We start from the raw sequence: 12,519 nt of genomic DNA on the forward strand, positions 1-12,519 counted from the left end.
CCCGCAGGAAGAGAGCTCCCTCGTGGACTTCGGCGTCTTCATCCCGATCGGCAACAACGGCTGGCTCATCTCGGAGAACTCCCCGCAGTACATGCCGACCTGGGAGCTCAACAAGAACGTGGTGCAGGAGGCCGAACGCCAGGGCTTCGCGTTCGCGCTCTCGATGATCAAGCTGCGCGGCTTCGGCGGGAAGACCGAGTTCTGGGACCACAACCTCGAGTCGTTCACGCTCATGGCGGGCCTCGCGGCGGTCACCGACCGGATCAAGCTCTACGCCTCGACCGCGGTGCTGACGCTCCCGCCGGCCCTCGTCGCGCGGATGGCGTCGACGATCGACCAGATCGCCCCGGGCCGCTTCGGGGTCAACATCGTCTCGGGCTGGGCCAAGGGCGAGTACGAGCAGATGGGTCTCTGGCCCGGGGACGACTACTTCGGCTACCGCTACGACTACTCCACGGAGTACGTGAAGGTCCTGCGCGACCTGTGGGAGACCGGGCGCTGCGACCTCGACGGTCAGTACTTCCAGATGGACGACTGCGTGCTCTCGCCGCAGCCCTCGGGCAAGGTCGACATCGTCTGTGCCGGGCAGTCGGAGCGCGGGATGAGGTTCTGCGCCGAGTACGGCGACTACAACTTCATCCTCTCGCCCGGGGTGAACAACCCGGAGGTCTACCGGGAGCCCACCGAGCGCCTGGCCTCCTTCGCCAAGGAGACCGGCCGCGACGTCCGCTCGCTGCCGCTGTTCATGGCGATCATGGCCGAGACGGACGAGGAGGCCCACGCGAAGTGGCGCTCCTACAACGAGGGCGCCGACGCCGGCGCGCTCGGCTACATGGCCGATGAGGGCAACGCCGACACGACGGCCGACGGGTCGGGCACCGCGCGGACGATCAACCTCCCCGAGGGCGCGGTCAACTTCAACATGGCCACCCTCGTCGGCTCCTACGAGTCGGTCGCGCGGCAGGTCGACGAGGTCGCCAAGATGCCCGGCGTGCAGGGGATGATGTTCACCTTCGACGACTTCGAGCAGGGCGTGCACGACTTCGGCACGCGCGTGAAGCCCCTGCTCGGCTAGGACTCCGGTGGCGGATCCCGTGCCCCCCGCGGGGTCCGTCACCGGGGGTACGGCTCAGGCGCGTTCCTGGGCCGCCAGCACCGCCTCGCGGAACCGCGTGACGTCGGGGCCGCTGCCGGTCGGGACGTGGCGGGTCGTGCGCCGGGTCCCGCCCAGCGGCGTGCTCGTCACCGTCAGGGCGTCCTTCGGCGGCGCCGGCGGGCTGCCGTGCGTCCGCCGCTGCATCCCGGCCGGCGGGGTGGCGACCTCGAGCTCGTCGAGCCGGTGGAAGCTGACGCGCGCCGTGGGCCCGATCCGCTCGCCGCCGTCGTCGCCGCCCTCGCGGTAGGAGATGATCAGCAGCTCGGGCGTCAGGAGCATCTCCACCGTGTGGCGCTCGGTCTGCAGGCCCCGGCCGCCGGGGCGCGGGCCCAGCGTCTCCTCGTCGGTGCGCAGCCCGTGCGTCGTCTCGGGGAGCGGGTCGCGGTCCAGCCCCCGGAGCTCGGCCTGGGTGCGGATGAACGCCGCCATCGCGGGCGGGAGCTCCTCGACCGTGAGGGGCCGGGGCGTCAGGTTGCGGGCGGCCACGGCGTCACGGTGGTGCAGCCGGGGGCGGGGGTCAACGGCCGGACAGTGAGCCGAGCCCCGGCGGCGTCGTTCACCGGTCTGCGGGACGTGATGAACCGGGCTGCAGTATGTGACAGGCTTCACCGCTGTCCTACTCTCGGAGTGTGAAGGCACTGCTCCTGGAGAACATCCACCCCGTGGCCGCGGATGCGTTCCGTGCCCAGGGTGTCGACGTCGACGCGCGTTCGGGCGCGATGAGCGGGCCCGAGCTGGCCGATGCCCTGTCCGGGGTGTCGGTGCTCGGGATCCGGTCGAACACCACGATCACCCCCGACGTGCTCGAGGCGGGCAAGGACCTGCTGGCCGTGGGGTGTTTCTGCATCGGCACCAACCAGGTCGACCTGGGCGCGGCGGCCGAGCGCGGGGTGGCGGTGTTCAACGCCCCGTTCTCCAACACCCGCAGTGTGGTGGAGCTGGTGCTCGGGGAGATCATCGCGCTGGTGCGGCGGCTGCCGGAGAAGAACGCGCGGATGCACGAGGGTGTGTGGGACAAGTCCGCCCGCGGCAGCCACGAGTTCCGCGGCCGGACGCTGGGGATCGTGGGGTACGGCAACATCGGGACCCAGCTGTCGAACATCGCCGAGGCGGTGGGGCTGCGGGTGATCTTCTTCGACACCGCCGACCGGCTCGCGCACGGCAACGCCCGCAAGGTCGAGTCGCTGGAGGCGCTGCTGGCCGAGGCCGACATCGTGAGCCTGCACGTGGACGGGCGGCCGGGGAACGCCGGGCTGTTCGGCGCGGAGCAGTTCGCGCTGATGAAGCCGCGCTCGATCTTCATCAACGCCTCGCGCGGCATGGTGATCGACGACGAGTCGTTGCGGGAGAACCTGCTCTCCGGTCATATCGCCGGCGCGGCGATCGACGTGTTCCCGATCGAGCCCAAGGCCCAGGGCGACGTGTTCGAGTCCCCGTTGCGGGGCCTGGACAACGTGATCCTGACCCCGCACGTGGGCGGGTCGACCCAGGAGGCGCAGGAGGAGATCGGCGGCTTCGTCTCCACCAAGCTGCTGCAGTTCGTCGGTACGGGCCGGACGGCGCTGTCGGTGAACATGCCGGAGGTCGCCCTGCCCGCGGCCCCGTCGGCGTCCCGCATGGGCTACCTGCACACCAACACCCCGGGCGTGCTGGCCGGCATCAACCAGGTCCTGCTCGACAGCGGGGTGAACGTGGTGAGCCAGGCGCTCTCGACCCGCGGTGAACGCGGCTACGTGCTCACCGACACGGAGTCGGCGATCCCCGAGGACGCGCTCGCCGAGTTGCGCCGCTCCCCGCACACCGTGTGGCTGCGCACCTGGACGCCCTGACCCCGGCCGTCGGGCCGAGGTCAGGGCTGCGGTCGGGGTGAGTCCCCGTTTCGGTGAGGGTCAGTCGTCCTCGCCCGCGGTCCCGGACGAGCCCTCGTCCTGCGGGACGGTCGCGTCCTGCTCGTCGGACGGGGCCGGCTGGTCGGCGACGGGGGCGTCGGACTCCTGGCCGTCGACCTCAGCACCATCGACGGCTGCACCGTCGACCTCTGCACCGTCCACCTGCTCGCTCGTGGCCGACGACGAGGACGTCCCGGCCGCGGGGTCCCCGGCGACCGCGAAGCCGCCGGCGACGATGGCCGCGAGCACGAGCGCGGCGACGAGGCCCGCCCGCCACGGGCGGGTCGGCGCCGGCCGGCCGGCCGACCGACTCGAGGCCGGTGCGGGGGCGACGACGTCGGTGAGCGTGCTGACCCCGGCCTCGAGGGGACCGCGCCCCACGAACCGCTGCCAGAGCAGGCCGACGACCAGGGCGAACACGACCTGGAGGAGGTAGAGCGCCCAGGGCGCGGCAGCCTCTCCCGCGAGGCCCGTGACGACGACGTGGAGGGTGTAGAAGGTCAGCGTCATCGAGCCGGCCGCCGCGAGCGGGGACCGCGCCGCGTCGACGACGCGGACCCACGAGGCCGAGCCTCCCCGGGCGAGGGCCCGGTCGACGAGCAGCATGGCGCCGAGCACCGCCAGCGAGGTCCCCACGGTGCGGGCCAGGTCGAGCGGGGTCGACGAGTGCGCCGTGTCGACCGCGAGCCACCACCAGGTGGTGGCCGGGGTGACGCCGTTGGGTCCCTCGACGAGCGCGGCCTGCAGCTCCTGGGCGGGCAGGCCCGGGTCGGCGAGGATCCGGCCCAGACCGCCGGCGGTCACCAGCGCCAGGTGGGACACGGCCGCGGCCGCGGCGACGAGCGCGACACCGGAAGCCGCGAGCACGGCGGCGGTGCGCGTGGTGGCGAGCGAGCAGCGTCCCACCGCCATACCCACGCAGAGGTAGGTCAGCCAGGGCCAGATCGGATACGCGCCGGTGAGGAACAGGGTGGTGAGGAGGCCGGCGGGGTCGGTGACGAGCGCGGTGAACGACGGGTCGATCAGTTCGGCCGGCGGCATGCCGGTGCGGACGAGATGGCTCGTGATCGGGGCGACCACCGCGAGCACCGCGCCGAGCGCGAACAGGGCCCGCGTCGGCAGCAGGATCAGCGGGATGGCCAGCAGGAACAGCACCCCGTAGTAGGTCAGGATGATGTCGACGTCGCCGAGCGCCGCCTCGCCGAGCGCCAGGCCGAGGACGCCGACCGTCAGGCCCCGGACCGCCAGGCGCAGGGCGTGGGTGCCGAACGACCCGGCCGCGACGGTGACCTGCCGGCGACCGGTCAGCAGGGCGACCGACACCCCGACGAGGAGACCGAACAGCGCCGCCGAGGTCCCGCCGGCGAGGAGGCCGACGGTGGTGAGCTCGCCGTTCTCGGCCGTGGGCAGGGTGTGGACCGCGATCATCCCCAGGAGGGCCAGCCCGCGGGCCGCGTCGATACCCCGGACCCGGGACCGGGAGGCGCCGGCGTCACGGAGCACGGGCAGGCGGACGGTCGGGGCGTCGGGCGGCCCGGCGGCGGGGTGTCGCTGCTCCGGGAGGACCGTGGTCCCGCGGTGGCCGTGACCCGTCCGCGGGCCGGCAACGGGACGGCGGAGGTGCACCGTGCCCGGTGCCGCCGTCGACGGCGCCAGGCCCTCGACACGGGGCAGTGCGGCGGTCCTGGCCATCGGGGTGACTCCTCGGAGCTCGGCGAGCTTTCTGTGAGGATCAGCGTCCGCCGGTCGGACGGCACGGACCATCGCCGCGCGGTCAGCCTTCCCGCTGCTCGGGGCCACACCGTTGTCACCCTCGGGTAAGGCTCACCGAGAGTGTCCGACCCGGCGCTCGGTGCGGTCGACCCAGGGAAAGTGCTCGCCAGCATTACTTCATTCGAGTGATGACGGTGTGCGACGACACTCCTGTACGTGACGATGCCGGGGTCTGGTGCGCGCCTGCGCAGAGAGTCACGGGACGAACGTGGGGGTCGCGATGGTCGCCGGCGCAACGCACGGCGTCGCCTCGGCGCACCCCGTGGCGCCGGCGACGCGGCGTCGGTGGACCGGGTCGCGACGTCGTCCCGGTCCCGGGCCGGGCCCCGGCGGCGGCACGCCGCCCGCGCCTACCGACGAGCGGATCGACCGGCTGTTCGAGCGGACCTGCGACGAGCTCCGCCGCCACGGCCGGGCGACGAGCAACGCCGTGGAGACCGCCGACGGCCCGATGTCCTACGTGGCGCTCGAGACCGCCGCCGTGCGGCTGGCGCGCTACCTGCGACGGCGCCGGATCGCCGCGGGTGACCGGGTGGCGGTCCTGCTCGATCGTCCCGAGGACGCCCTCGTCGCCCAGCTCGCGGTCGCGCGGATCGCTGCCGTCTGGGTCCCGCTCGACGCCCGGCTCCCCGACGTGGCGCTCGCGGCCGTGCTCGAGGCGGCCGGGGCCGGCCTCGTGCTCACCACGACCGACGCGGCGGCACGGCTCGACCGGTCGGATGTCGACGCCATCTATCTCGACCGCGTCCGCGCCCGGGTCGAGAAGGAGGACGCGCAGCGCCTGACCGCGGCCGAGCGCGGCTCGGTCGCCGACAAGCCCGCCTACGTCGTGGTCCACGCCGCCGACCGCTCGGGCGGAGCCCACGGCGGCCTGCGCGCCACGGCCGTCGGGCACGAGGCGGCGGCCGCCTTCCTGCGCGGCGCCGCCGGGCTCCTCCAGATCGGGGCCCAGGACCGCGTCCACCACGACCCCGGCGCGGGCTCCGACCTCGCGATCCTCGAGACGTGGCTCGCCTGGTCGTGCGGGGCCACCGTCGTCACGGCACAGGCGGGGCCGCGGTTGCGCGGCGCCGAGCTCGGGCGCCACCTGCGCGACCAGCGCGTCACGGTCCTGCGCGCGAGCGCCGAGGACCTCGACGGCGTGGAGGAGACGCTGCCCGACCTGCGCCTGCTCCTGCTGTCCGGCACCGACCGCCCCCAGGCGCTCCCCGCCCGGTGGCACCGGACCGGCCGCCGGATCGTCGGCCTGCACGGTGCCCCCGAGACCACCGTCGCCTCCCTGGGCACCGAGCTCCGTCCCGACCGTCCGGCCACCCTCGGGCGCCCGCTGCCCGGTTACGGCGTCGTCATCGCCGACCCCGCCGACCCGCGGCGCGTCCTGCCCGCGGGCGGGATCGGCGAGATCGCCATCACCGGCCCCGGCGTGGCGCGCGGCTACGTCGGGCGCCGGGACCTGACCGCGGAGGCGTTCGTCCCTGCGCCCGGCCCCTCCACTCCCGGGCAGGCTCCGGGACTCATGTTCCGCACCGGCGACCTCGGCCGGATCACGCCCGCGGGCGACGTCGAGCGCATCGCGCGGCTGGACGGCGCCGGCGGGCGGGGAGCGGATCCCGCCGTCCGGGGTGCGACCGCCGCCCCGCCCGGCGCCCCGTCGGTCCAACCGCACGACCGTGATGACCCTGCCGGCCCCGTCCGTCGACGAGGCCGAGCCGGCGGAGGACGCCGCGGCGGTCGACGCCCCGGCTGGCGACGCCCCGGCTGGCGATGCCCCGGCCGCCGAGTCCCCGGGGACGGCCGACGACGTCGCGCCCGAGGGGACGGCGCCGCATCCCGCACCTGCTGCACCGGACGCGGGCGACGTGAGCCAGGGGACGAGGCCGCACCCGCGTCCCACGGCCGCTCCCGAACCCACCTCGGCACCTGCCTCTGAACCTGCCTCCGCACCTGCCTCCGGGCCGCCGAACGCTGTCGACGCGCCGACGACCGCGGTCCGGGCGACGCCGCCCCCGGCAGCCCCGCAGGCGTTCCGGCCCCAGGCCCCGCCCGGACCCCGTCCCCCGACTCCCAGGCCCACCACTCCCGGCCCCCCGACCCCCGGACAGGGGATGCCGGGCACCGGCGGGCGGACCGCGCCCCCGCGGTGGGGGCCGCCCATCCGACAGGGCGGGCCCGTCCCACCGGGCGCCCCCGCCCGCCCCGGTGCGCCCGGCCGACAGGGTCCGAGCGGACCGGGTCCGGCCGGACCGGGCGTCCGACCGCCGGCCACCGGCCGTCCCGGCGGCTCGCCGACCCCGGGACCCCTCGCCGCGCTCGCGCCCTCCGCTCCGGCCAAGGGTCCGACCGGGGCTCCCGGCGCCACCGAGGCGCTCCTGCGGGAGATCCTCGTCGAGATCCTGGGGCGCCCCGACGTGCCGAGGGACGGCAACTTCTTCGACGACCTGGGTGCCGACTCCCTGCTGATGGCGCGCTTCTGCGCGCGGATCCGCAAGCACCCCGACCTGCCGTCGGCGGCGATGCAGGACATCTACCAGCACCCGACGCTCGCGAAGCTCTCCGTGGCCCTCGCGCCCACCCCGAAGAAGTCCGACGCCTCCGGCGCGGCGCGCACGACCTCCGGGCTCGGCGCGGTGCTCGCGGAGATCCTCGAGCGCCCCGACGTGCCGCCCCATGCGAACTTCTTCGAGGAGCTCGGCGCGGACTCGCTGCTGATGGCCCGCTTCTGCGCCCGCACGCGCAAGCGCGACGACCTCCCGTCGGTGGGGATGCCCGACGTCTACCGGAACCCGACCATCGCGAGCCTGACCGCGGCGCTCGACGGCGGCGCGGACCCCGACCGGGTCCGCTCCGGGCCTGCGGGCCCCCCGGCGACCGAGAGCGAGGAGCCCACCGGCCCGCGCGCGACCACGGCCGCGTTCGTCCTGTGCGGCGCGGCGCAGTTGACCTTGGTGCTGGCCTATAGCTACATCGCCGCGCTCATCCTCACGTGGGGCTTCCAGGCGGTGACGGCGGCGACCGGGCTCGTGGCGGGGTACGTCGCGGCTCTCCTCGCCGGGGTCATTGGGTTCGTGACGCTGTCCGTGGTGCCGATCGCCGCGAAGTGGGCGCTCATCGGTCGCTGGCAGCCCGGCTCGATCCGCGTGTGGAGCCCCGCCTACCTGCGGTTCTGGGTGGTCAAGACGTTGGTGCGCGCCAGCCCGATGGTGCTGTTCGCCGGGACGCCCGCGTTCACGCTCTACCTCCGCGCGCTGGGGGCGAAGGTCGGCCGCGACGTCGTCTATCTCAGCAGCCAGGTGCCGGTGTGCACCGACCTGTTCAGCATCGGCGACGGCAGCCTCGTCCGGAAGGAGAGCGTCGTCGCGTGCTACCGCGCGCACGACGGCCGGATCGAGATCGGCGGGGTCAGCATCGGCGCGGGCGCCTTCGTCGGCGAGGCGACGGTGCTGGACGTCCGGACCGCCGTCGGCGACGGGGCGTCGCTCGCCCACAGCTCGTCGTTGCACGCCGGGCAGGCGATCCCCGCGGGGGAGGTCTGGCACGGCTCGCCGGGGCGACGCGCCGACGGCCCGCTGCCCGCGGTGCCGCCCGCCCCCGGCAGCCGCTCGCGCCGGGCGCTGTACTCGACGGTGCTGGGCGTGTTCGTCCTCGCCGTGGCCTCGCCCGCCGCCCTCGTGATCGCCGGCGCGCTGTACTCCCTCGTGCCGCAGTTCGCCGCGCTGCTCGCGCCCGCCCCCGGAGTGCTCGCCACCGTGGGGTTCCACGTCGACCTGCTCGCGCTCAGCGCCCTGCTCTACTTCGGTGCGCTGGTGCTGGGGCTGATCGTGAGCACGACGGTGCCGCGGCTCTTCGCGCTCGGGGTCCGCCCCGACGTCGTCTACCCCCTCTACGGCATCCGCTACTGGCTGCACCGCTCGATCGGGGCCCTGACGAACGTCAAGGCCTTCGTCGAGCTGTTCGGGGACAGCTCCGCGATCGCCCACTACCTCGCGTTCATCGGCTACCGGCTCCGTCCGATCGAGCAGACCGGCTCGAACTTCGGGATGGCGGTCGCGCACGAGAACCCCTTCCTCACCAGCGTGGGGCGCGGCACCGTCGTCGCCGACGGCCTGTCGGTGATGAACGCCGAGTACTCCGCGACGTCGTTCCGCGTCTCGCGCACGGCGATCGGGGCGAACAACTTCCTCGGCAACAAGATCGCCTACCCGCCCCAGGGGCGCACCGGCGACGACTGCCTGCTCGCGACGAAGGTGGCGGTCCCGCTGCACGGGCCCGTCCGGCAGGGGGTCGGCCTGCTCGGCTCCCCGAGCTTCGAGATCCCGCGGACGGTCGCGCGCGACAGCGCCCTCGACGTCGCCGACCCTCAGGAGCTGGCCGCGTTGCTGCGCCGCAAGAACCGGCACAACGGCGTCTCGATGGCGCTGCACCTGCTCGTGCGGTGGTTCTTCCTCTACCTGACGCTCGTGAGCATCGCGGTGGTCGCCTCCCTCCCGATCGAGGCGGGGCCCGGCGAGGTCGTCCTCGCCGAGCTGGTCGGCCTCGTCGTCCTGGTCGGCTGGTTCGTGCTGGTGGAGCGCGTCTTCTCGCCCCTGAAGTCGCTCGCACCGCAGGGCTGCTCGATCTACGACCCCGCGTTCCTGCGCCACGAGCGCTACTGGAAGGTCCCCGCGCCCGACTGGGTGCAGCTGTTCAACGGCACGCCGTTCAAGCCCCTGGTGTGGCGCCTGCTCGGCGTCCACGTCGGCGCGCGGGTGTTCGACGACGGCGTCAACCTCACCGAGAAGGCCTTCACGACGATCGGCGACGACGCCACCCTCGGCGAGGGCTGCGTCGTCCAGTGCCACTCGCAGGAGGACGGCGGGTTCAAGTCCGACCACGTGGTGATCGGGAACCGCGTCACGCTCGGCGTCTCCTCCTTCGTGCACTACGGCACGACGATCGGCGACGACGCGATCCTCGCGCCCGACACCTTCCTGATGAAGGGCGAGGAGGTGCCGCCCGCGGAGTCGTGGGGCGGCAACCCCGCCCGCGGCAGCGACTGACCCGAACCCCGAGGACGGACGGACCCATGACCCAGGCCACGACCACGTGCGCAGTCACCGACGACACCCGCTGGCGTGCCGTCCTGGCGAGCGGCGCCACCGCCGTGCCGCGGTGGAGCCGCACCCCGGGGACGTCCGACGGCGGACCCGTCGCGACCACCGTCGCCGTCCCTGGCGAGCTGGCCGCCGCGGTGTCCGCGCAGGCCGAGGCCCTCGGCGTCGGTCCCGAGGCCCTGCTGCTCGCGGCGCACGCCCGGGTCCTCGCGGCGCTCACCGCCGAGCCCGAGGTGCTCGCCGGGGTCGCGGTCACCGAGCGGACGCTGCCGTGCCGCCTCGACACGGGCCTCGCGTCGTGGCGGGCCCTGGTGGCGGACGCCGCCGCGGCGGTGGCGTCGCTGACGGCCGCGGACCACCCCGACGAGGCGGCCGCCCTGGCCCGCGCGCGACGCGACCTGGCGGGGCTCTGGCCCGAGACCGTCCTCGGGCTCGGGGCCGGGGACGCCGCCTCCCTCGCGGAGGACACCGTGTTCCGTGTCGACCGTCCCGCCGGGGACGTGCTGCGGGTCGTCCACCGCCCGGGCGACCTGGACGCCGCGGCCGCCGTGCGGATCGCGGGCTACCACCTCACCGCCCTCGGGCAGCTGTGCGCCGACCCGGACGCGGCGCCCGACGCGGCGGGGCTCGTCGGTCCCGAGGAGCTGGCGTTCCAGGTCGATGGCCTCGCGGGCCCGGAGCGCGAGCGTCCCGACCTCCCCGCCCACGAGATCATCCGGGCGCGGGCCGCCGCGGACCCCGACCGCGTGGCCGTGGTGCACGGCGACCGCTCGTGGACCTACCGCGAGCTCGACGAGGTCACCGACCGCATCGCGCGCGCCCTGCTGGCCCGCGGCCTGCCCCCCGAGGGCATCGTCGCGGTGGTCGCCGAGCGGACGCTCGACTGGGCGGCGAGCGTGCTCGGCATCCTCAAGGCGGGCGCCGCGTACCTGCCCCTCGAGCCCCACTTCCCGCCCGACCGCATCGCCACCGTGCTGACGCGGGCCCAGGCGCGGCTGGTGCTCGGCGAGCGGGGCAGCACGACGACGCTCGACGAGGCCCTGGCGAGCCTCGGCGCGGCGGCCCCCGAGCGCCTGCTCGTCGACGACGCCGTCGCGGAGGAGCACGGTGACGCGGTCCCGCGGGTCGAGATCGCCGGCGACCGGCTCGCCTACCTGTACTTCACCTCCGGCTCCACGGGCGAGCCGAAGGGCGCCATGTGCGAGCACGCGGGGATGGTCAACCACCTCTACGCGAAGATCGAGGACCTCGGGATCACCGAGGGCACGGTGGTCACCGAGACCGCCCCTCAGTGCTTCGACATCTCGCTCTGGCAGCTCGTGGCGCCGTGGCTGGTGGGCGGCACCACGGTCCTCGTCGAGCAGGAGACGATCCTCGACGTCCCGTCCTTCGTCGACCTCCTGGCCCGCCGCCGGGTCGAGGTCGCGCAGCTCGTGCCGTCGTACCTCGACGTCGTCGTCTCCTACCTCGAGCAGCAGGACGTCCCGGCGGCCGAGGTGCTGCCCGCGCTGAGGCGCATCGCGGTCACCGGCGAGGCCGTCAAGAAGGAGCTGGTGGCGCGCTGGTTCTCGGTGCGTCCCGACGTCGCGGTGGTCAACGCCTACGGGCTGACCGAGACCTGTGACGACACCAACCACGAGATCCTCACCGAGGTGCCCGCCGGCGAGCGCGTGCCGCTCGGGCCCGCCGTCCCCAACGTCCGCGTCTACGTCGTCGACGAGGCGCTGAACCCGGTCCCGCTGGGTGCGCCGGGGGAGATCGTGTTCTCCGGGGTGTGCGTCGGCCGCGGCTACGTCAACGACCCCGACCGCACCGCGAAGGCCTTCGTGGCCGACCCGCTGCGCCCGGGCGAGCGGCTCTACCGCAGCGGCGACCACGGGCGCTGGCTGCCCGACGGGAAGCTCGACTTCCTCGGGCGCCGGGACCACCAGGTGAAGATCTCCGGCTTCCGCATCGAGATCGGCGAGGTGGAGAACACCCTGCTGCGCGCGCCCGGGGTGCGCGACGCCTCGGTGGTGGTCGCCGAGCGGCCGGGGCGCGGCAAGCAGCTGGTCGGCTTCTACGGCGCCGCCGCGCCGGTGGAGACCGAGGTGCTGCGCGCGACGCTCGGTGCGGCGCTGCCCGCCTACATGGTGCCGCCGGTGCTGCACCACCAGGAGACCCTGCCGCTCACCCCGAACGGCAAGATCGACCGCAAGGCGCTGACGGCGCTCGCGCTCGCCCTCGACGAGCCCGACGCCCCCGCCGCCGACGCCGACGCGACCCCCCTGACGCCGACCGAGGCGCGGGTGGCCGCGGTCTGGGCGCCGCTGCTGGGCGTCGACGCGTCGGCGATCGGCCGTGACACCCACTTCTTCGACCGCGGCGGCTCCTCGCTGCTCGCGGTGAAGATGGCCGTCGGGCTGAAGAAGGCCGTGAGCCTGCCGGACATCGTGCGGAACCCCGTGCTCGCCGACCTCGCCGCGCTCATCGACAGCACGACCGCGGACGTCCCCGTGCCCGTGCCCGCGCCCGCCCCCGTGGCCGAGGACGAGGCGCCGACCGTGCGCCTGCAGCCCTCCGGCCTCACCCCCTCGTCCTGACCCCCGAGAAGACCCCGAGAAGACGACTG

7 protein-coding genes are annotated in these 12,519 nt (G+C 74.6%); 5 read left to right on the top strand and 2 right to left on the bottom strand.

The annotated features are described in order from the left end of the window. Positions 1-22 precede the first annotated feature (22 nt). Positions 23-1,075 carry a pyrimidine utilization protein A gene (gene rutA, locus ACQPYN_RS09605; protein ID WP_433036263.1) on the top strand — a complete coding sequence of 351 codons (1,053 nt, stop codon included), beginning with the start codon at positions 23-25 and terminating at the stop codon, positions 1,073-1,075. 54 nt (positions 1,076-1,129) lie between these two features. Here rutA and ACQPYN_RS09610 read toward each other — a convergent pair whose 3' ends face one another. Then, on the bottom strand, positions 1,130-1,642 hold the full coding sequence (locus tag ACQPYN_RS09610; RefSeq protein ID WP_433036265.1) for a hypothetical protein: 513 nt from the start codon (positions 1,640-1,642) through the stop codon (positions 1,130-1,132). Positions 1,643-1,785: 143 nt separating this feature from the next. On the opposite strand from ACQPYN_RS09610, the gene serA reads away from it, so the two are divergent. After that, positions 1,786-2,985 (top strand): phosphoglycerate dehydrogenase, encoded by a 1,200-nt coding sequence (gene serA, locus ACQPYN_RS09615; RefSeq protein ID WP_433036267.1) that lies wholly within the window; start codon positions 1,786-1,788, stop codon positions 2,983-2,985. 60 nt (positions 2,986-3,045) lie between these two features. On the opposite strand, the gene ACQPYN_RS09620 is transcribed toward serA, so the two are convergent. Beyond that, on the bottom strand, positions 3,046-4,737 hold the full coding sequence (locus tag ACQPYN_RS09620) for a heparan-alpha-glucosaminide N-acetyltransferase domain-containing protein (RefSeq protein WP_433036269.1): 1,692 nt from the start codon (positions 4,735-4,737) through the stop codon (positions 3,046-3,048). Between the two features lie 301 nt (positions 4,738-5,038). On the opposite strand from ACQPYN_RS09620, the gene ACQPYN_RS09625 reads away from it, so the two are divergent. From ACQPYN_RS09625 to ACQPYN_RS09635, 3 genes are all read left to right on the top strand, one after another. Continuing rightward, positions 5,039-6,748 carry an AMP-binding protein gene (locus tag ACQPYN_RS09625; protein ID WP_433036271.1) on the top strand — a complete coding sequence of 570 codons (1,710 nt, stop codon included), beginning with the start codon at positions 5,039-5,041 and terminating at the stop codon, positions 6,746-6,748. A 175-nt stretch (positions 6,749-6,923) separates the two neighbouring features. Then, complete coding sequence (locus tag ACQPYN_RS09630; RefSeq protein WP_433036273.1) at positions 6,924-9,854, top strand: Pls/PosA family non-ribosomal peptide synthetase; 2,931 nt, start codon at positions 6,924-6,926, stop codon at positions 9,852-9,854. Positions 9,855-9,880: 26 nt separating this feature from the next. Then, positions 9,881-12,490 carry a non-ribosomal peptide synthetase gene (locus tag ACQPYN_RS09635; RefSeq protein ID WP_433036275.1) on the top strand — a complete coding sequence of 870 codons (2,610 nt, stop codon included), beginning with the start codon at positions 9,881-9,883 and terminating at the stop codon, positions 12,488-12,490. Positions 12,491-12,519 lie beyond the last annotated feature (29 nt).

This window comes from Actinomycetospora sp. CA-053990 (assembly GCF_050948445.1).
Lineage (GTDB): Bacteria > Actinomycetota > Actinomycetes > Mycobacteriales > Pseudonocardiaceae > Actinomycetospora > Actinomycetospora callitridis.